We start from the raw sequence: 20,135 nt of genomic DNA, 5'->3' as shown, positions 1-20,135 counted from the left end.
ATAGCCGGCTTCTGCTGTTGCTTCGGCTTCGGCTCTGGCCTGAGGCGGGTGCCGGGTGCAACCCGGCCGATACCCTCCCGGTGCTACGCTGTGGCCACCGACAACCACGGAGGCGGGATGGGGGCGATCGTGTTGTTGCCGCTGTGCGTGGACGATGCCGCGCTCGACCGCTGCCTGGCCGCACTGGATGCCGGCACCGCGCCGGGCACCGCGGTCTGGCTGGCCGATGATGCGCAGGCAGGGCCGCGTGCGCAGGCCGTGGTCGAGCACTGGTTGGCGCATACGCCGCTGCAGGCCGAGTACACCCGGCGCGCGCGCCCACTGGGCGAGGTTGCCCATCTGGACGAGATGCTGCGCGCCTGCGATGGCCTGGACGTGGCCGTGCTGGCGCCGGACAGCGTGCCGTCGCCCGGTTGGTTGCAGCAGTTGCAGGATGCCTTCGCCCGCGATGCCGCCATCGCCACCGCGACCCCCTGGTGCAATGCCGGCGAGACCGCGGCGTGGCCACGGCTGGGCGAGATCAATCCCGAACCCCATGACCCGGCCTTGCTGGCGCATACCTGCGCCACGTTGCCGACGCTTCACCCGGAGCTGCCATCGGCGGTCACCCACGCGGTGCTGGTACGTGGCAACGCGCGCCGCCGTGCCGGTGGCCTGGACGTGGACAGCTATGCCGGCTGGAATGCCGCGCTGGTCGACCTGAGCCTGCGCATGGCGGGCCTGGGGTGGCGCAACGTGTTGTGCGAGACCGCGTTCGTCGGCCGGGCAGGAGAGGCGGTCAGCCGCGATGGCGATCTGGAGGCCCTGGCCGCGCGCTGGCCGGCCTGGGTGCCGCGGCTGGCCGATTTCCTGATGCACGATCCACTGCACGGTCTGCGTGCCGACCTGCAGCAGCGCATGCGGCAGGCGATAATGCCGAAGGAACAGGGCGACCTGTTTGTCCCGCCCGCGCCGGAGCCTCCCGTTTGAATGCAGCCATTGCCGCCATCGTCGTCACCTACCAGAGTGGCAGCACCATCGATGCCTGCCTGTCGCGCCTGCGCCAGGCGCAGGACATCGCCGAGATCCGGGTGATCGACAATGGTTCGCTGGATGGCACGCTGGACATCGTGCAGCGGCATGCCAGCCATGACCCGCGCGTGCGCTTCGTCGGCAATCCGGACAATCCCGGCTTTGCCGCCGCCAACAACCAGGGCGTGACCGACTCGCACAGCCCCTGGCTGGCCTTCATCAACCCGGACCTGATGATTGAGCCGGACACCCTGACCGAACTGCGCAGCCGTGGTGAGGTGCTGGGCGATTGCCTGCTGGGCGTGGAGCAGGTGGACGAGCACGGCCACGCCGATGAAGCGGTGCGCCGTCGCGATCCGGATTTCCTGCTGATGCTGCGCTCGCCTGGCAAGGGTTCGAAGCTGGCGGTTCCGCGCGATCCGCACCAGGCCGTGCAGCCGGTGCCGGCGTTGTCCGGTGCGCTGCTGATGATGCCGCGTAGCCTGTTCGAGCGCATCGGTGGCTGGGATGCGGGTTACCGCCTGCATGCCGAGGACCTGGATCTGTGCCGCCGCGCACGCGAGGCCGGCGCGGTGGTGGCGATCGCCAACGACCTGCAGGTTACCCATGTGCGCGGCGTCTCCAGCCGTTCGCGGCCATTCTTCGTGGAATGGCACAAGCACAGGGGGCTGTGGCGTTACTTCCAGAAGTTCGAGGCCAGGCAGCGCTCGCTGCCGGTACGCGTTGCGGTGTGGGCCGCGATCTGGGCGCATGCGGCGATGCTGGTGCCGCGCCTGCTGCGCAGGTCGTTGTAGCGCCGCAGGAGCATCCACGCATGGCGTGGATCTACCAATGCTGTTCCCCGTGAGCCGAGCGTGGCCGCAGGCACCCCGGTTCACCCTGCCGGGCGCATAATCCGCCTCATGCCTATCATCCAGTCCCTGCTCGACACCGACCTGTACAAGTTCACCATGATGCAGGCGGTGCTGCACCAGCACCCCGGCGCCCAGGTGCAGTACCGGTTCAAGTGCCGTACGCCCGGCATTGACCTGGCCCGCTACATCGACCAGATCGACGAAGAAATCGACCACCTGTGCAGCCTGCGCTTCAGCGACGCGGAGCTGGACTACATGCGTGGCCTGCGCTTCGTGAAGCCGGATTTCGCCGATTTCCTCGGCCTGTTCCACCTCGACCGCAAGTACATCCAACTGCGTGCGTCGACGGCCGTGCCCGGCGAGATCGAACTGGACATCACCGGCCCGTGGCTGCACACCATCCTGTTTGAAGTGCCGTTGCTGGCGATCATCAACGAAGTCTGGTTCCGCAACACCACCACGGCCGACTTCGCCGAAGGCGAGCGCCGCCTGCAGGCCAAGGCCGCGCTGCTGCGCGATACCCCCGGCTTCGAACAATGCCGCATCGCCGACTATGGCAGCCGTCGCCGCTACTCGCGTGACTGGCATGCCCGGCTGCTGCCGCTGCTGCGCGACGCGCTCGGCCCGCAGCTGGTCGGCACCAGCAACGTCCACTTCGCGCGCCTGTACGGCATGACCCCGCACGGCACCATGGCCCACGAGTACCTGCAGGCGTTCCAGGCGCTCGGCCCGCGCCTGCGTGATTCGCAGGTGGCGGCACTGGAATCCTGGGCGCGCGAGTACCGCGGCGACCTCGGCATCGCGTTGTCCGATGTGGTCGGCCTGGACGCGTTCCTGCGCGACTTCGACATGTATTTCTGCAAGCTGTTCGACGGTGTGCGCCATGACTCAGGCGATCCGTTCGACTGGGGTGACCGCATGCTGGCGCACTTCCAGCAGCGCCGGGTCGATCCGCGCAGCAAGGTGCTGGTGTTCAGCGATGGGCTCGACATCGCCAAGGTCATGCGCCTGTACGACTACTTCCGCGGTCGCTGCCAGGTCGCGTTCGGTGTCGGCACCCACCTGACCAATGACCTGGGCCCGACACCGCTCAACATCGTCATCAAGATGGTCCGCTGCAACGGCCAGCCGGTGGCCAAGCTCAGCGATTCGCCGGGCAAGAGCATGTGCGACGACCCGGGTTACCTGGCCTACCTGCGCCAGGTCTTCGAGCTGCCGCCGGCGTAAATACGTCGGCTTACAGGTAGTCGACCACCACCAGGTAGGCGCCCTGCAGCGGCTGCTGCTTCGAAGCCTGCACGCTGTAACGCTCGGAGAAGGCGATATCGCCGGCGCGCATCGCGCTGGCCGACACCGACAGCTTCTGGCCCTGGCGCTTGCCATCGCGCAGCGTCGCGGCCTGGCCATCGGCCAGTGCCGTCACTTCCACCGTCGAGCCCTTGGCCGACGGCGGGCAGGCCGCCAGGCTCAGCTCACCCTGGGACAGGTTCGTCGTGCAGCCCGGCTCGGCGATGCGGCCGCTGAAATGGATGCTGCCGCTGCTGGCCTGGGCCAGCGCACTGACGGACATCAGGGCCACACACAGCAGAATGGAATTCCTCATGACACGTTCTCTGGTTCGGTGTGTCCTAGTTAGCGACAGGTTCGATCCGCCTTTAATAGGACAAATCCGAATCTGCTAGGGCCATCACCAAGAAAGAGTGATGCGCATCAAATAAGGCGATTTCCGCTTGAAAAAAGCCTGTTTCCGCGCCTGCCGAACGCGCCTCTCAACGTGTCATCCACGGTCGGCCGCGACCTGGCGGCCCCGTCGTCAAATCTTTCACGCCTCCCAGGCGCAGATTCCGCCTATCACGTCACATTTAGAGCGTCAATGAATTGGCGTTCAGAAAAATAATGAGACTTTCATCACATTTGTGCATATACTTGCGTCACGGATTCAGGGGAAGGTATGTCCGAGTCCGGCCACAGGTGAGACGCAAGGATGGGTCTTGTTAGCCCGGCAGTGCTCCTTGCTTCCTCCTCTACTTCTCATCTCTTCAGTAGGGTTAGGTAAAAGCGAATGCACAAGATCAACCTCATTGCCGCTCTGATGCTGGCCGCCGCTCCGCTGGCCGCCAACGCCGCCGACGGCACCATCACCTTCAATGGCAAGGTGACCGACAAGACCTGCACCATCTCGACCCCGGGCGGCAAGGACTTCGCCGTGACCCTGCCGACCGTGTCGAAGAACACCCTGGCTACCGCCGGTGCCGTTGCGGGCCGTACCCCGTTCGCCATCAACCTGACCAAGTGCAGCGCCGGCAACGTCGCCACCTACTTCGAGCCGGGTTCGACCGTCGACTTCAACAGCGGCCGCCTGGTCAACCAGGCCTCGGCCAACGCTGCCACCAACGTGCAGCTGCAGCTGCTGGGCTCGAACAACCAGTTCCTGCCGATCAAGGCGGCTGGCGCTGGCCTGGCCCAGACCAACTCGCAGTGGGTCACCGTCGGCACCGACGGCTCGGCCGACCTGAACTACTACGCTGAGTACTACGCCACTGCCGCCGCCACCCCGGGCGACGTCACCAGCAGCGTCAAGTACACGATCATCTACAACTGATCGTAGCCGTACCCGCATTGGCCGGCGTACGCGCCGGCCAGTGCTCCGCGGCCCTTGGCCACACCCCTCGAGCGTAGTACTTCCGATGAAAGCACTCTTTCCCCGGGCGCTGCTGCTGGCAGCGTTCACGCTGCCCCTCTGCCAGAACGCACTGGCCGGCGTGGTGGTCAATGGCACGCGGGTGATCTACCCGGCACAGGCACGCGAAGTCACCGTGCAGGTCGACAACGTGGGCGACTCGCCCGCACTGGTCCAGGCCTGGATCGACAGTGGCGACGCCAACCAGACCGCCGATACCAGCGATGCTCCGTTCGTGCTGACGCCGCCGATCGCGCGCGTCGAGCCGGGCCGCAGCCAGGCGCTGCGCCTGATCTTCTCCGGCGCGCAGCTGCCGACCGATCGCGAGACGGTGTTCTGGCTCAATGTGCTGGACGTACCGCCGTCGCCGGACAACGCCGACAGTGGTGACCAGAATTACCTGCAGGTTGCGTTCCGTTCGCGCCTGAAGCTTTTCTACCGGCCGCAGGGCCTGAAGGGCGTCGCCAACGACGCACCGGCAGCGCTGCGCTGGACCCGCAATGGCGACCGCCTGCGGGTGGAAAACCCGAGCCCCTTCCACGTCACTCTGGCCGAAGTGCATGCCGTGACCGGCAGCAGCGAGAAGGCCGTCGAGGACAAGGGCGCGATGGTCGCGCCGAAGCAGAGCCTGGAGTTCGCCGCGCCGGCGGGCACCAACCAGGTGCGCTTCATCACCATCAACGATTACGGCGGCCGGGTCGAGCACACCGTCCGCCTCGACAGCACCGGGAGCTGAACGCGCCGCGCCGGCCAAGGGCCTGCGCATCCCGCCACCGCCGCCGTGCGGCGAATTGAAGGAATGTCAGTGTGATCGGAAACAGATTGACATTGTCGATCCATCAGGCGCTTTGCCTGCTGGTTGTTGGCGCGGCCTGCCCAGGATGGGCGCTGGCTGCACCGGCCAATCTCGGCGAACAGGCGCTGATGGCGCAGAGTGGTGCGGCCAACGCGCGTGCACCGGAATCGGCCCAGTTCAACTCCAGCTTCCTGTCCGGCCAGGCCAAGCAGGTCGACCTGGCTGCCTTCAGCAACGGCAACCCGATGGTGGCCGGCAGTTACCGTGTCGATGTCTACGTCAACGGTGCCTGGCAGGGCCGTCGTGACCTGCAGTTCAAGGCCGATGCACAGGGCCGTGTTGACGCCTGCCTGCCGCTGCCGATGCTGGAAGAAATGGGCGTGGACAGCGAGGCCGTGCTGCTGCAGCAGGACCCGACGCTGCCGACCGACACGACCAGCTGCGTGCCGGTGCAGCAGCGCATGGCCAACGCCTATGGTGTCTACGACAGCGGCAACCTGCGCTACGACCTCAGCATCCCGCAGGTGTTCCTGCGCCGTGAGGCACGCGGCTACGTCAACCCGGCGCTGTGGGACCGCGGCATCAATGCCGGTTTCGTCGGCTACAGCTTCAATGCCATCGACAGCAACAGCCGTGTCGAAGGTGGCCAGCGCAACCGCAGTGCCTATCTCGGCCTCAATGCCGGCCTGAACCTGGGTGGCTGGCAGTTCCGCCACGACTCCAACCTGACCTGGTCCGAGGGTGACGGCCGCCATTGGCAGAGCATCGCCACCTACGCACAGCGCGGCATCCCGCAGGTGCGCGGCATGCTCACCATCGGTGAGGCCTACACCACCGGCGAGCTGTTCGACTCGATCGGCTACCGCGGTGCCAGCCTGGCCAGCGACGATCGCATGCTGCCCGATTCGCTGCGCGGTTACGCGCCGGTGGTGCGCGGCATCGCCGAGACCAACGCACGCATCGAAGTGCGCCAGAACCAGCAGCTGATCTACTCCTCCACCGTTTCGCCGGGCAACTTCGTCATCGATGACCTGTACCCGACCGGCTACGGCGGCGACCTGGAAGTGAGCGTGATCGAGGCCGATGGCCGCCGCCGCGAATTCAAGGTGCCGTTCGGCTCGGTGCCGCAGATGCTGCGCGAAGGCGTGTCGCGTTACTCGCTGACCGCCGGCCAGGTGCGCAACAAGCTGCTGGCCGACGAACCCTGGCTGGTGCAGGGCACCTACCAGCGCGGCATCGGCAACCAGCTGACCCTGTACGGCGGCAGCGCGCTGAGCGATGGCTACCTGTCGCTGCTGTACGGTGTCGGCCTGTCCACGCGGGTCGGTGCCTTCGCGGCAGACGTCACCCATGCACGCACCTCGTTCGACCACTACGGCAGCCACACCGGCGCCAGCGTGCGCTTGAGCTACAGCAACATGATCGGCGAGACCGGCACCAACCTGACCCTGGCCGCCTACCGTTACTCGACCGAAGGTTTCTACAGCCTGCAGGACGCGCTGTATGGCCGTGACTCGGACAAGCGCGGCATCGATCCGACCACCCGTGGTCGCCAGCGCAGCCAGTTCCAGGTGACCTTGAACCAGCCGCTGGGCCGTCGTGGCGGTGCGCTGTACGTGACCGGTTCGGTGCGTGACTTCTATGACCGCTCCGGCACCTCCAAGCAGTACCAGGTGGGCTACAACAACGCCTGGCGTTCGGTGAACTACGGCTTCTCGGCGCTGCGCACCGAAGAAGGCGTGCTCGGCCGTTCCGACACCCAGTACCTGCTGTCGATGAGCGTGCCGCTGGGCCGTGGTACCCACCCGGTGTCGTTCAGTGCCGATCTGGGCGTGCGCGACCGCGGTGGCTACGACAACAGCCGCGTCGGCATCACCGGTTCGGCCGGCGTCGACAACAACTTCAGCTACGGCGTGGCCCTGTCCGATTCCCGCGAGGGTGGCACCACGGCGGTCGGCAATGCCGAATACCGCAGCCGCTACTCCGCGTTGAATGCCACCTACAGCCACTCGCGTGATTTCCGCCAGGCCTCCGTCGGTGCCAACGGCAGCGTGGTGGTGCATCCGGGCGGCTTCACTTTCACCCCGCAGCGTGGCGACACCATGGTGCTGGTCGAGGCACCGGGCGCGCGCGATGCGATCGTCAGCAACGCCCCGGGCCTGCGCGTCGATGGCCGCGGCTACGCCGTGGTGCCGTACGTGTCGCCGTACCGCCTCAACACCGTCACCCTCGATCCGCAGGGCATGGCCCACGACGTCGAGCTGGAAAGCACCAGCCAGTCGATCGCACCGTTCGCCGGTGCCATCAGCTACCTGCGCTTCGATACCCGCAAGGGCAACGCGTTGCTGATCCAGGTACGCAACCCGGATGGCCGCAGCATGCCGTTCGGTGCACAGGTCAAGGATGAGCAGGGCCAGCCGGTCGGCATGGTCAGCCAGGGCGGCCGCCTGTACGTGCGCAGTGAAAAGAACCAGGGCCGCCTGCTGGTGGAGTGGGGCGCCGGTGCCGACCAGCGCTGCACCATCGATTACCAGGTTCCGGCGGGCGCCGATGCGTCCAAGACCGGCTTCATTCCGCTGGAGGCAGCATGCCGATGATTTCTTCCCGTGGCCGCAAGGCGCTGACGGCCCTTGTACTGCTGGGTGGCGCACTGCTGGCACAGCAGGCCAGCGCGTCGTGCCGCATCCAGTCCAGCTGGTTCACCGCGCAGGACGTGACCATGGACATGGGCCAGATCGTGATCCTGCCCAGCACGCCGGTCGGTGGCGTGATCAAGGAGATCAGCGAACCGATCAACCAGCAGAACAGCGTGGCACGCTGCGACTGGTCCGGTGGCCGTTCCATCGGCGAGTACGTCAACGCCGCGCAGAAGCGTCCGGTAGCCGGCTTCTCGAACGTCTATGAAACCGATGTGGCGGGCGTGGGCATCCGCCTGTACCGCGACTCCGGCGCGATCCAGACCTACTATCCGCACACCATCAACTTCGCCAGCAACAGCACCATCTCGCTGGTCGGAGGCACGTTCCGCATCCAGCTGATCAAGACTGCGGCACAGACAGGCTCGGGCGTGATCGCACCGAATGGTCGCTTCACCACGTATTACTTCGATGGTGATGGCGCCGGCCGACCGGTGCTGACCTCCACCTTCAAGGGCTCGGGCACCACCGTGGTCAGCCCGACCTGCGAAGTGCAGGCCGGCAGCCGCAACATCGCCGTCGACTTCGGCAGCGTGCCCAACACCACCTTCACCGGTGTCGGTTCGCGCGCGGTCGATCGTGATTTCGAGATCCGCCTGAACTGCCAGGGCAGCAATGTTGCCGCCTACCAGAGCAAGATCGGCATCCGTCTCGATGCCGACCAGGACAGCTCGAACATGCCGGGCGTGCTGAAGCTCAGCGCGGCCACCAACAGCGCCACCCGCATCGGCATCCAGATGGTCCAGCGCGTTGGCACCACCGAGCGCGAAGTGCGCTTCGGCCAGACCATCAACGTCGGCACCACCGCGCCGGGGACCAGCGTCATGGCGCTGCCGCTGCGCGCGCGCTATGTGCAGACCCAGGCTGGCACAGTCGGCGCAGGTGTCGCGAACGGCCAGGCCACCTTCACCATCCAGTACGAGTAAGGCCGCCCGGGCGGCTGTCCCCGCTGCGTTCCGCCGCAACGTCGCCCGTCCCACGGGCGGCGTTGACTGCGTCTTGATCTTCCAACGATGAAGATCACTGCCACGACGCACGTACCATCAATCTAATGTGATGGACGTCGCGAATTTGGAGTTTCCTCATGAGGTGACCGTCTCCTGCCTGCGGGCATTGGGCGGGAACGCCGAAAGGATCCAGACGTGGCTACAGCTACTGGCATTCTCCAGCACGGTCCTTCCGGAGCACCCCGGTGAAGGTCCTGTCGGTGTTCGGCACCCGGCCGGAAGCGATCAAGATGGGGCCGCTGGTGCGCGCCCTGGCCGAGGCTGCGGACATCGAATCGGTGGTCTGCATCACCGGCCAGCACCGGGCGATGCTCGACCAGGTGATGTCGCTGTTCGAGATCACCGCCGACCATGACCTGGATGTCATGGTGCCCAACCAGACCCTCAATGGCCTGTGTTCCAGGCTGTTCGCGCGGCTTGACGCGCTCTACACGCAGGTCCGCCCGGATCGCGTGCTGGTGCACGGCGATACCACCACGGCGATGACCGCCGGCCTGGCCGCGTTCCACCACCGCATTCCGATCGGCCATGTCGAGGCCGGCCTGCGCACCGGCGACATCAACCGGCCATGGCCGGAGGAGATGAACCGGCGGGTGATCGACGTGGTCGGTCATCAGCTGTATGCACCCACTCCCGGCTCGCGCGCCAACCTGGCCCGTGAGCATCTGGGCGGTCAGATCCTGGTCACCGGCAACACCGTCATCGATGCCCTGCAGCAGACCGTGCAGCGCCTGGATGCCGATCCGGCACTGCGTGCCCAGGCTGACGAACCCTTCCACATGCTCGACCCCGGGCGCCGCCTGCTGCTGGTCACCGGCCATCGCCGCGAGAGCTTCGGCCAGGGCTTCGAGGACATCTGCCGTGCGCTGGCCGAACTGGCCCAGCGGCCGGACCTGCAGGTGCTGTACCCGGTGCACCTCAATCCGAACGTGCAGGCACCGGTCAACGCACACCTGGGCAACCTCGACAACGTGCACCTGGTGCCGCCGCAGGACTACCTGCGCTTCGTGCGCCTGATGCAGCGCGCCGACGTCATCCTCACTGACTCCGGTGGCGTGCAGGAAGAAGCGCCGGCATTGGCCAAGCCGGTGCTGGTGATGCGCGACGTCACCGAGCGCCCGGAGGCGGTCGAGGCCGGTGTGGTGACGCTGGTCGGGACCGCGCCCTCGCGCATCGTCGAGGGGGTCAATGCGGCCCTGGCGCAGCCACCGCAGCCGACCCGTTTTGACCCCGATGGCAGTCCCTATGGCGACGGCCGCGCCAGCGCCCGCATCGTCGCCGCCTTGCGTGGCGCCCCGCTTCCCGAATTCTCGCCCGGTCTCCGCAGCGGCGGTGCCGCCTACCACCCTCTCCATGAAGTGACGCCATGAGCCACACCGGCCGCTGTCCCCTGTTTGTTTCCGCCGCCGCGTTCGTCCTGTCGTGCGCGGTTGGCAGTGCCCACGCCGCCGACAGCGTCGCCGGCCAGTTCGCAGAATGGAGCGGCGACAGCACGGTGAGCCGGCAGATGACCCTGCGCGAACTCGGCTTCCGCCAACCGCTGGTACTCAGTGGGCAGGAGAGCCAGCGCGAGGTCTACCTGCCGGTGCCGGCCGGTGTTGCCACCCGCGATGCGCAGCTGCAGCTCGATGGGCGCTATGTGCGTGGCCACGCTGGGCGCACTTCAGGCCTGTGGTCGGTGGATGGCGATCCGGTCGCCGCGCGTTCGATCACCGATGCCCAGGGCGATGCCAGCCAGCTGCTGGCCATCGATGGCGAACCCCGCCAGAACGGCTTCGTGCGGGTCGGTGTCGGCTGGTGGTCGATCGTGTCCGACTATCAATGTGCCGACCAGAGCGCGCCGGCCAATGTGCTGCGGTTGTCGCCGGATTCGCGCTTCAGCTACCGCTTCGATGGGCGTGCCGTGGATACCGTCGCCAAGGCCTGGGGCGCGCTGCCACCGCGGGTGCGCCTGCTGGTGGAGGGCAAGGCGCTGCAGGCGCCAACCTATGATGCCGCCTGGCGCATTGGTACCGCGTTGCAGGCCGGCGGCAAGCAGGTGCAGGTGGTGGCGCTGCCCAAGGTCGGCGACAGCGTCGACCTGGCCGGCATCAGCGTCCCGGCCAGCCTGCAGGGCGTGCCGGCCTATGCAGCGCTGGCTACGGGCGAACGCGTGCACGCGATCAAGGATCTGGCCGAAGTGGGGGCGCTGCTGTCGTTGCGTGACAGCGGGCCGCTTGCCGCCGATGTGATGATCGGCAGCGAGGCATTGCGCGCCGGCGTACGCGCAGCGCTGGACGCGCTGGCCGCACAGGTCGGCGCGGCGGGCACCGATGCGGGCGCAGCGTTTGCTGCGTGGCGCGGTACTGACATGAGCGGCCTGGAGAAGCCCGCCGCCAACGCTTCGGTCAGCGTGGTGGCCGTTGCGGGCCGTCCGACGCTGGTGGTCGACCCGGCGGCAGCGGGCAAGGTGGCCGGACTGTTCGCCGAACAGTGGCGCAGCTATGCGCTGGGCCGCAGCCTGCAGGTCAGCGCAGCAGGAACACCCAAACTGGACGGTGACCAGGTACTGCTGAGCCGGCTCGGAAACATCGCCGGAACCATGGATGTGGTGACCCGCGCCGACCGCAGCGCCAGCTTCGATCTGGGCACGCTGTCGGCCGATGGCCGCCTGCCCGAGCAAGTGGTGATCGATGTCTCGGCGGCCCCCAATGCGGCGGGTCAGGGCGCGGTGGCCACGATCTACCTCAACGACTACCTGCTGGGCGGCAAGGTGCTGTCGGCCAACGGCCAACCGCAACGGCTGGTGGCCAAGGTACCGGCCTACGCGCTGTCGGCGCGCAACGAGATCCGTGTCAGCTTCCTGCGCCAACCGGCACGCCCCTACTGCCACGATCCGGCGACCGGCTATCCAGTCTCGATCCTGCCCAGCAGCCACCTGACCCTGGCCAAGCGCTCGCTGGGCAGTGATTTCGTCGGTGCCAGCAGCCAGCTGTCACGCGGCAACCAGGTGTTCGTGCCCGGCGCCTGGCTGCAGGATGCAGCGGCCTCGCTGGGCAAGGTCATCGCGGTGGCCAGTGCAGTGGGCGCCTCGCCGGAGGCGTCGGAACTGAAGGTGGTCGATGCCGGTGCCGCGGTCAGCCCGGGCGCGCCATGGCTGGCCTTCGGCGTTGCACCGGCCGGTGTCGATGTGGCCGGCCAGAAGGACGGCCACCTGCGGGTCGGTGGCACGTCGCAACCGCTGCTGGATGTCAGCGGCCTGGATCACGCCGCGGTGGTGCAGGTGGGATCGTCCGGCGGCCAGTTGGGCGTTCTCTACAGCGACCTCGGTGCACAGGCACCGTCGTTCAGCGCACCGTTCCGGTTGCTGCGCGGCGATCTTGCCGTGCTTGACGGCACTGATGTCGTGCGCGAATTCGACCGCCAGGATCCCTATGGCACGCGCCTCGCGCACGATGGCAATCCGCAATCGAAGTGGGAACGGCACATGGTCTGGTTGCTGCTGCTGGTCGGCGTGATCGTATTCGCGCTGCTGGCCGCCCGCGTCACCCAGGTGCGCCGCCGCAAGTCCGCCAACGCAGGACATTGATCCCACCGTGGACGGTCTGTTCTGGAACATCCAGCTGGCCAACTACTACGCCGCCCTCGAAACCACGGCGGCGGCGGTGGCCGTGCTGATCCTGATCTCCAGCCTCGATGATCTGTTCATCGATGTCTGGTACTGGGTGCGCGAGAGCTGGCGCGCGCTGACTGTCAAGCGCCGCGACGCGTACCGGCCGCTGACCCAGGAAGACCTGCTGCAGCGGCCGGAACAGCCGCTGGCGATCATGGTGCCGGCGTGGATGGAGTACGACGTCATCGCGCAGATGGTCGAGAACATGATCAACGTGCTCGACTACCGCGAGTACGTCGTGTTCGTCGGCACCTATCCCAACGATCAGCAGACCATCGACGAAGTCGAGCGCATGCGCCGTCGCTACAAGCGCCTGCGCCGCGTGGAGGTGCCGCATGACGGACCGACCAGCAAGGCCGACTGCCTGAACTGGCTGATCCTGGCGATCTTCGACTACGAGAAGCGCCACGACATCGAGTTCGCCGGGGTGATCCTGCACGACAGCGAAGACGTGCTGCACCCGATGGAACTGCGCTTCTACAACTACCTGCTGCCGCGCAAGGACATGATCCAGCTGCCGGTCACCTCGCTGGACCGCGAATGGTACGAACTGGTGGCCGGTGTCTACATGGACGAGTTCGCCGAATGGCACGCCAAGGACCTGGTGGTGCGCGAGAGCGTGTCCGGCATGGTGCCGTCGGCCGGCGTCGGCACCTGCTTTTCGCGGCGTGCGCTGCTGGCGTTGAGCGCGCAGACCGACAACCAGCCTTTCAACACCGACAGCCTCACCGAAGATTACGACGTCGGTGCGCGGCTGGCAGCCATGGGCATGCAGTCGATCTTCGCCCGCTTCCCGGTGCAGTTCCGCGTGCGCCGGCCGTCTTGGTTCGGCTGGGGGCCGGTGCGCGAGCGCACCCAGCAGATGGCACTGTGCGTGCGTGAGTACTTCCCCGACAACTTCCGCGCCTCGTACCGGCAGAAGGCGCGCTGGGTGCTGGGCATCGGCCTGCAGAGCTGGGAGTCGCTGGGCTGGCGCGGTTCGCTGGCTACGAAGTACCTGTTGGCGCGCGATCGCAAGGGCATCATCACCTCGTTCGTCAGCATCATCGCCTACCTCATCTTCCTGCAGTTGCTGTTGTTCTGGCTGTTGAAGGCGACCGGGGTGTGGACGATGCAGTTCCCCAGCGTGTTCCAGGCCGGTACCTGGCAGATGAATGTCGCGCTGCTGACCACGGCGGCGCTGGCGACCCGCGTCGTGCAGCGCTTCTACTTCGTCAACCGCTTGTACGGCTGGGAGCATGCGCTGATGTCGATCCCGCGCATGGTGGTCGGCAACATGATCAACTTCATGGCCACCGCCCGCGCATGGAAGGTGTTCCTGGCCTACCTGCTGTTCGGCAAGCGCATGGTCTGGGACAAGACCATGCACGACTTCCCCGATGCGGCACAGCTGGTGCAGACCCGCAAGCAGCTCGGTGAGCTGTTGACCACCTGGCAGGCGGTGGAACCGGAGCGGCTGCAGCAGGCGCTGGCGCAGCAGCATGCCGGCCGGCGGCAGCCGTTGGGCCGCATCCTGCTAACCCAGGGCTGGCTGGATGATGAAACCCTGGCCGAAGCCATCGCCTTCCAGGGCGACCTGCCGCGTGCGGTCATCGACGTCGACTACCTGCGCGCGGGCTCATTCCCGGTCAGCGCCGATGCCTGCGTGCAGTGGCGCATGCTGCCGCTACCGCCGCGGCAGCAGCAGACACTGCGGCTGGCCGTGGCCAGCCCATTGCCCGAAGACGCGCTGGCGTTGCTGAAGCAGGAAACCCGCAGCGCACACATCGAACAGAGCATCGCCCGCGAAAGCGAAATCAACGCAGGCCTGCGCCTGATCGGCGGCGACCAGCACTGGCAGCTGGACAACGTACCCTTGCTGGGCGACCTGCTGGTGGAGATGCGCCTGATCGACCACGCGCGCTTCGAGATCGCACTGGATGCGTACAAGCCGCAGCGCGATGGCCGCATTGGCGATTACCTGGTCAAGCAGGGCATCACTACCGAAGAGGCCGTGGCCCAGGCCATGCAGGAGCAGCGCCGGCGTGCGGCCGCGCTGCAGTCGCCGCCTCCCGGAGCCTTGCCCGCATGAAGACCACGCTGCTGTCCACCGTCATTGCCGTGGCACTGGCCACGGCCGCCGCGCCGGTGCTGGCGCAGGCCGATGCGCCGCTGCCGTTGTCCGGTGCTGCATACCGCGTCGCCGAGCAGGCCTTCGCCGCTTACGAGCGCGGCGACTATCAAGCGGCTTACCAGCAGTCCAGCGAAGCTGTCCGGTTGCGCCCGGACGTGGTGCGGCTGCGCCTGCTGCAGATCTATGCGTTGCAGAAACTGGGCCGGTCGGCGGAGGCGCAGCAGCAGGCGCGCCGTGCACTGGATGCCGGGTTGAAGGATCCGGCCTTGCCGGCACTGGCCGCTGCCACCGCTGCGCGCAGCACGCCCCCGGATGCCAGGGGCGGGCGCGCCCCCTCCCCACCGCGCGCGGCCGGCAGCGGCGCAGACCGTGCCAGGCAGCAGGCCTACACGCTGGCCACCGAGGCCTATGGTGCCTATGACGCCGGGCGCATGCGGGAAGCAGCCAGCAAGGCCGAGCAGGCCTTCCGCCAGCAGCCGAAGCAGGGCGCCTGGGCGATGCTGTGGGTGGCGGCGCTGGAAGCACAGCAACAGGCCGAACTGGCCGACGCGGCCATCGGCACGGCGCTGCAGCTGGGCGCACCGAACGTCGAGGAACTGCACGCGCGGCGCGTGGCGCTGGCCCGCCAGCGCGCGCTGCTGCAGGCCCAGCAGGCCTACCAGTTGCTGTCCACGCAGAACGATGCGGCGGCCGTCGCGCAGGCGCGGGCCGCCGTCGAGCTTGCGCCGGATGTTGCTTCGTACCGGTTGCTGTTGATCACCGCGCAGCTGCAGCAGGGGCAGCTGGCCGACGCCGAGCGCAGCGCCGACCAGGCACTGCAGGCCGACGGCCGCGATCTCAATGCCCGGGTGATGCGCGGTTATCTGCGCCAGCGCCAGGGCAAGACCGTGCTTGCCAATGAGGACTTCGACACCGCGCTTGCCATGCCGGGGTCCACAACGCAACAGCGCAACGTGCGCCTGCTGGCCGTGGATGCGGCCTTGGCCGCTGGGGACCGCATACGTGCGGCTGCACTGCTGGCGCCGCTGCAGGCGGCGTTGCCCACGGATGTGGGCGATGCTCGCGCGCAGCAGTTGCTGCAGCAGGGCATCGAGCAGCGCGCCAGGGCGACCGGATCCAGTCGCGAGCGTCCGCGCATGAGTGCGCAGGCCTATCCGGCGCCGTTCCAGCATTGCCAGTCGGATGGCACCGGCAATGTCTGCGAGCTGATGCCGGCTGACCTGCAGGGCGACGGTGGTGCCGCACAGCGCGCATATGCAGCCTACGCGCGGCAGGACTTTGCCGAGGCCATCGGTGAGGCAAGGCAGGCCGTGCAACTCGCACCGGACGCTGCAGACCTGCAAGGCCTGCTGACCACCACGCTGGCGGCAGGCAACCGCAGCCAGCAGGACGAAGCGCGGCTGCGCCTGGATGCGACGCTGGCACAACACCCTGATGACGCGGTGGCGCTGATGCAACGCGGCTACCTCAACCAGAAGGCCCGTGAACCGGCGCGCGCACTGGCCGACTTCCGTGCCGCTGAGGCCACCGGCAAGGCACCCAAGAGCGTGGTGATCGACCAGGCGTACGCGAGTGCGGCCAACGGCGATCATCCGCAGGCGGTGTCGCTGCTGCGCAGCGCCATTGATCGCGCCGACGCCGGTGAGCTGCCTCTGGATGCGCATCAGCGCTACAACGTGCGCAATGCCATCGCCAACTATTCGCGCGAGTGGGGCGTGATCGCCTCGGCCGGCTTCCGCGGCGCGCGCCAGGCCGCGACCAATGTCGGCGGCGCGGCGATCAGTACGCCGGGCGATTCGGTGTTCAGCACGCTGGAAGCGTTCTGGCGGCCCCCGGCGTTCAATGACCAGCATGGTACGCTGGAGCTGTACACCCGGCTGCTCAACACGCTGTACGACGAGGGCGGCACCTACGAATCGATTCGCGCCGTGGACCCGTGCACCGGCGAATCGACACCCGACGCACGTGCTCGCGCCGACCGTCTCAGCCGTTCGCGTTCCACCACCGGCTGGCCGTCCACCATCGCCTCGTTCGGCATGCGCTACGCCTTCGGCCAGACCGGCCTGAGCGCCGGCATCGAGCGCCGCCAGTTTCTCGGTAGCGCCACCCGCACGGGCGATGTCTATCCCGCGTCCGCGGCCGTGCAGTGCAGCCTGCAGCTGGCCCTGAACCCGCCACTGGAAGCCAGCACGCTGGCCCGCTACCGCCTGGCCAGCGGTTCCGGTGGCTGGATGTCCTACCTGACCTACGGCTATTACCACGGTACCGACCTGCGCACCGACGTGAACCAGTGGTGGATGGTCAGCGGCTACGCGCAGGGCGGTTACACATGGGATGACAACAGCGCGCATTTCACGCTGGATGCACTCGATGCCAACGGCATACCGGTGCGGCGGATCGGCGATGCCAGCGGGCGCCTGCATCGCGAACAGTGGTTTGCGGCCGGTGAACTGCGCGCCGGACGCAGCTTCCGCTTTGGCGCCGGGCAGACCCACTGGGTGGTCACGCCGTATCTGGTGGTGGGGGCGGACTGGCTGGACCAGCGCTCGCGCGTGCGCGACATCCGTTACCCGCTGTTCCCGTCGCAGTCGTTCGCGCTCAACGATACGCAGCGCAGCTGGTCACTTGGCGCGGGGCCGGGCCTGGGCGTGCGCTACTGGTTCCGCGAGGACCGCTACAACACGCCGCGTTCCTACCTCGACCTGACCGTGCAGTACCGCTTTGCGATCGGTGGCGGTGATACGCAGCGCGCCAAGGGCCTGTTCGCCACCGCCATCCTCTATTACTGAGGCAACCCCCACCGCCGCCGCAGCGCCGCCGCCTGCGGCGTGTCCTGGGTCAGCCACGGCTCCAGCGCATAGACCAGCACGTGCTGTGCGCCGCTGTCGCGTGCCCACGCCAGCTGCCGCTGAATCCGCGCGGCATCGGCAGTCTCGCCCTTGAACCCGCTGCCATCAGCGGCGCTGCCGGGCAGTTCGCGGAACAGCTCGACGATCGCATCGAAGCCGATGTCGTGCGCGTGGAAGTGATCGAGCAACGGCTGAAGCTGCTGCACGTTGCCGGCGCCGGCAACGCCCACGCCGTCCTGCACCATCGGCCGCAGCGTGGCCTGTGCCAGCACCGCCTGCCACAGCGTGACCAGGTTGCCGTCGGTCTGCAGGCGGCTGAAGTAGCAGGAGATCGCGCAGTCACCGCCGCGCGCGCGGGCGGCGTCTGCCAGCCCGTGCAGCCATTGCGCCAGCCACTGCTGGCGGGCTGGATCGGCCCAGTGGTACTGCTCCAGCTCGTAGGGCAGGTACCAGCCCTCGAAGGCGGGTACCTGCGCCCAGGGCGCCTGTGCCAACCAGCGGCGTGCATGCGCCAGGCTGTCGGCGAGGAACGCCTGCAGCATGGCATCGTCGGCCCCGATCGCCTGCCACCAGCGTTGCTGGAAGGGCAGTCCGACGCGGATGCGGATGTCGTTCTCGCTGGCGGCGGTGAACAGCTGCTGCAGGCTGCCATCGGGCAGTGACCAGTCGCCGTCACTGCCGCCGACGATGCCGGTCCATTGCAGCACCAGCTGACGGCAGCCCAGCGTATGTGCAAGCTTCAACGAGCGCTGCCAGTCGGCCAGTCCCCACTGCAGGTGGCTGCGCCAGGGCTGCAGGAAGGTGCCGTCGACGTGCACCGGCAGCGAGCAGCCGGGCAGGGTGGCGAGCGTACCGGCCAACGGCGCCAGCACGGCCGCGCGCAGCAGGCGGCGGCGCAACGGCGAAGACGGATCTGCGGGAAGGACGGGCGCAACCATGCCCGCATCATCCCAGAGCACCGTGCGCAGCAGGTGAACCCAGCGACCGGTGGTGCTGGCCGCTGGCCGGCACCACCGTGTGCTTACTCCAACGCGTAGCGCAGGGTGAACAGCACCGCCACCAGCCATACCGCCGGATGCACTTCGCGCCAGCGGCCGGTGCCGGCCTTCAGTGCCGCATACGCGATGAAGCCAAACGCCAGGCCATTCGCGATGGAGTAGGTGAACGGCATCGCCAGCGCGCACAGTGCGGCCGGCACCGATTCGGTCAGGTCGCTCCAGTCCACTTCCACCAGTTCGCGCAGCATCAGGCCGGCCACGAACAGCAGCGCCGGTGCGGTGGCATAGCTGGGCACCATCGCCGCCAGCGGCGAGAACAGCAGCGCGGCCAGGAACAGCGCCGATACAACCAGCGCAGTCAGGCCGGTACGGCCACCCACCTGCACGCCCGAGGCGCTTTCAGCGAAAGCGGTGGTGCTGCTGGTGCCGAGCACCGAACCGGCCACGATGGCGGTGCTGTCGGCCAGCAACGCGCGGCCGAAGCGCTTCTGCGCGCCCGGCAGCTTCAGCAGTCCGGCGCGACCGACCACGCCATACAGGGTGCCGGTGGCATCGAACACTTCCACCAGCACGAACACCAGCACTACCTGCAGCAACACCGCGATCGGCGCACCGCCGTCATGGTGCAGCAGGCCCGGCAGGTCCAGCTGCAGGAAGGTGGGGGCCAGGCTCGGCGGCAGCGAAACCAGGCCCTGGTACTGCACGTCGCCCAATGCCCAGCCCGCACCGGTCACCGCCAGGATGCCGATCAGGATCGCGCCGCGGATCCGGCGTGCTTCCAGCACTGCGATCAACAGGAAACCGGCCAGCGCCAGCAGTGGCGGCGCCGTGTTCAACGGGCCCAGCGCCACCAGCGTGTCTTCGTTGCCGACGATCACGCCGGATTTCTGCAGCGCGATGATCGCCAGGAACAGGCCGATGCCGGCCACGATCGCCGAGCGCAGCGACGAAGGAATGCCCGACACCAGCCATGCCCGCACACCGGTCAGCGACAGCACCAGGAACACCAGGCCGGAGATGAACACCGCCCCTAGCGCCTGCTGCCACGGCAGGCCGGCAGCGCCGACCACGGTGAACGCGAAGAACGCGTTCAGGCCCATCCCCGGTGCCATGCCGACCGGGAAGTTGGCCGCCAGCGCCATTACCGCCGAACCCAGCGCGGCGGCCAGGCAGGTGGCCACGAACACCGCACCCGCATCCATGCCGGTGGTGCCGAGGATCTCCGGGTTGACGAAGACGATGTAGGACATCGTCAGGAAGGTGGTGATGCCGGCCAGCAGCTCGGTACGCACGGTGGTGCCGTGCTGCTGCAGCTGGAACATGCGCTCGAACAGGGACATGGAGATTCTCGCGACGATAAAGTGTCACGACCAACGGTCGTGACCTACCCGAATGCAGAACGTGGGTACCGACCGTTGGTCGGTACGCTTCAAAGCGTCACCACCAACGGTGGCGACCTACCGAAAGGAGAAAGGCCGC

General features: G+C 67.5%; 14 protein-coding genes. 11 read left to right on the top strand and 3 right to left on the bottom strand.

What is annotated here, in order from left to right; all coding sequences use genetic code 11:
- The first annotated feature begins 117 nt into the window (after positions 1 to 117).
- From HMPREF3114_RS00615 to pncB, 3 genes are all read left to right on the top strand, one after another.
- Positions 118 to 969, top strand: a complete 852-nt coding sequence (locus HMPREF3114_RS00615; protein ID WP_065196237.1) for a glycosyltransferase family 2 protein — start codon at positions 118 to 120, stop codon at positions 967 to 969.
- Positions 966 to 1,805: a glycosyltransferase family 2 protein gene (locus tag HMPREF3114_RS00610; protein WP_070488752.1), complete on the top strand. Its 840-nt coding sequence runs from the start codon at positions 966 to 968 to the stop codon at positions 1,803 to 1,805. Before HMPREF3114_RS00615 ends, HMPREF3114_RS00610 begins: the two co-directional genes overlap by 4 nt.
- A 108-nt stretch (positions 1,806 to 1,913) precedes the next feature.
- The gene (gene pncB / locus HMPREF3114_RS00605; RefSeq protein WP_005415236.1) at positions 1,914 to 3,092 is read left to right on the top strand and encodes a nicotinate phosphoribosyltransferase; all 1,179 of its coding nucleotides are present in this window, start codon (positions 1,914 to 1,916) and stop codon (positions 3,090 to 3,092) included.
- Positions 3,093 to 3,102: 10 nt separating this feature from the next.
- On the opposite strand, the gene HMPREF3114_RS00600 is transcribed toward pncB, so the two are convergent.
- Positions 3,103 to 3,468, bottom strand: a complete 366-nt coding sequence (locus HMPREF3114_RS00600; RefSeq protein ID WP_070488750.1) for a hypothetical protein — start codon at positions 3,466 to 3,468, stop codon at positions 3,103 to 3,105.
- A 459-nt stretch (positions 3,469 to 3,927) separates the two neighbouring features.
- Between HMPREF3114_RS00600 and HMPREF3114_RS00595 the strand changes: the two genes are divergently transcribed.
- From HMPREF3114_RS00595 to HMPREF3114_RS00560, 8 genes are all read left to right on the top strand, one after another.
- Complete coding sequence (locus tag HMPREF3114_RS00595) at positions 3,928 to 4,467, top strand: fimbrial protein (protein WP_005415238.1); 540 nt, start codon at positions 3,928 to 3,930, stop codon at positions 4,465 to 4,467.
- Positions 4,468 to 4,552: 85 nt separating this feature from the next.
- The gene (locus tag HMPREF3114_RS00590) at positions 4,553 to 5,281 is read left to right on the top strand and encodes a fimbrial biogenesis chaperone (RefSeq protein WP_005415239.1); all 729 of its coding nucleotides are present in this window, start codon (positions 4,553 to 4,555) and stop codon (positions 5,279 to 5,281) included.
- A 92-nt stretch (positions 5,282 to 5,373) separates the two neighbouring features.
- Positions 5,374 to 7,938, top strand: a complete 2,565-nt coding sequence (locus HMPREF3114_RS00585; RefSeq protein ID WP_005415240.1) for a fimbria/pilus outer membrane usher protein — start codon at positions 5,374 to 5,376, stop codon at positions 7,936 to 7,938.
- Complete coding sequence (locus HMPREF3114_RS00580; protein ID WP_070488747.1) at positions 7,929 to 8,963, top strand: fimbrial protein; 1,035 nt, start codon at positions 7,929 to 7,931, stop codon at positions 8,961 to 8,963. The genes HMPREF3114_RS00585 and HMPREF3114_RS00580 overlap by 10 nt, the downstream gene beginning before the upstream one ends.
- 266 nt (positions 8,964 to 9,229) lie before the next feature.
- Entirely contained in the window at positions 9,230 to 10,414 is a 1,185-nt protein-coding gene (wecB, locus tag HMPREF3114_RS00575; protein WP_070488744.1) for a non-hydrolyzing UDP-N-acetylglucosamine 2-epimerase, read from the top strand.
- Entirely contained in the window at positions 10,411 to 12,612 is a 2,202-nt protein-coding gene (locus tag HMPREF3114_RS00570) for a hypothetical protein (protein WP_070488741.1), read from the top strand. The genes wecB and HMPREF3114_RS00570 overlap by 4 nt, the downstream gene beginning before the upstream one ends.
- A gap of 7 nt (positions 12,613 to 12,619) precedes the next feature.
- Positions 12,620 to 14,767, top strand: a complete 2,148-nt coding sequence (locus HMPREF3114_RS00565; RefSeq protein WP_053498095.1) for a glycosyl transferase family protein — start codon at positions 12,620 to 12,622, stop codon at positions 14,765 to 14,767.
- Entirely contained in the window at positions 14,764 to 17,598 is a 2,835-nt protein-coding gene (locus HMPREF3114_RS00560) for an NfrA family protein (protein ID WP_070488739.1), read from the top strand. The genes HMPREF3114_RS00565 and HMPREF3114_RS00560 overlap by 4 nt, the downstream gene beginning before the upstream one ends.
- Here the strand turns inward: HMPREF3114_RS00560 and HMPREF3114_RS00555 are convergent.
- Both HMPREF3114_RS00555 and HMPREF3114_RS00550 read right to left on the bottom strand, forming a co-directional pair.
- A complete protein-coding gene (locus HMPREF3114_RS00555; protein WP_070488736.1) occupies positions 17,592 to 18,596 on the bottom strand; it encodes a DUF4434 domain-containing protein in 1,005 nt (334 codons plus the stop codon). The two genes, HMPREF3114_RS00560 and HMPREF3114_RS00555, sit on opposite strands and share 7 nt — an antisense overlap.
- A gap of 83 nt (positions 18,597 to 18,679) precedes the next feature.
- Entirely contained in the window at positions 18,680 to 19,996 is a 1,317-nt protein-coding gene (locus HMPREF3114_RS00550; RefSeq protein ID WP_070488733.1) for an NCS2 family permease, read from the bottom strand.
- Between the last annotated feature and the right edge of the window lie 139 nt (positions 19,997 to 20,135).

Source organism: Stenotrophomonas sp. HMSC10F07 (assembly GCF_001807895.1).
Lineage (GTDB): Bacteria > Pseudomonadota > Gammaproteobacteria > Xanthomonadales > Xanthomonadaceae > Stenotrophomonas > Stenotrophomonas sepilia.
Note: the sequence above shows the minus strand (reverse complement) of the source record. Positions and strands in the feature narration are given on the sequence as shown.

Bases quoted from the DNA above. Each gene is read 5' to 3' on its own strand.
- HMPREF3114_RS00615 (WP_065196237.1), top strand. From the start codon at position 118: ATGGGGGCGATCGTGTTGTTGCCGCTGTGCGTGGACGATGCCGCGCTC.
- pncB (WP_005415236.1), top strand. From the start codon at position 1,914: ATGCCTATCATCCAGTCCCTGCTCGACACCGACCTGTACAAGTTCACC.
- HMPREF3114_RS00600 (WP_070488750.1), bottom strand. From the start codon at position 3,468: ATGAGGAATTCCATTCTGCTGTGTGTGGCCCTGATGTCCGTCAGTGCG.
- HMPREF3114_RS00595 (WP_005415238.1), top strand. From the start codon at position 3,928: ATGCACAAGATCAACCTCATTGCCGCTCTGATGCTGGCCGCCGCTCCG.
- HMPREF3114_RS00590 (WP_005415239.1), top strand. From the start codon at position 4,553: ATGAAAGCACTCTTTCCCCGGGCGCTGCTGCTGGCAGCGTTCACGCTG.
- HMPREF3114_RS00580 (WP_070488747.1), top strand. From the start codon at position 7,929: ATGCCGATGATTTCTTCCCGTGGCCGCAAGGCGCTGACGGCCCTTGTA.
- HMPREF3114_RS00570 (WP_070488741.1), top strand. From the start codon at position 10,411: ATGAGCCACACCGGCCGCTGTCCCCTGTTTGTTTCCGCCGCCGCGTTC.
- HMPREF3114_RS00560 (WP_070488739.1), top strand. From the start codon at position 14,764: ATGAAGACCACGCTGCTGTCCACCGTCATTGCCGTGGCACTGGCCACG.
- HMPREF3114_RS00555 (WP_070488736.1), bottom strand. From the start codon at position 18,596: ATGGTTGCGCCCGTCCTTCCCGCAGATCCGTCTTCGCCGTTGCGCCGC.
- HMPREF3114_RS00550 (WP_070488733.1), bottom strand. From the start codon at position 19,996: ATGTCCCTGTTCGAGCGCATGTTCCAGCTGCAGCAGCACGGCACCACC.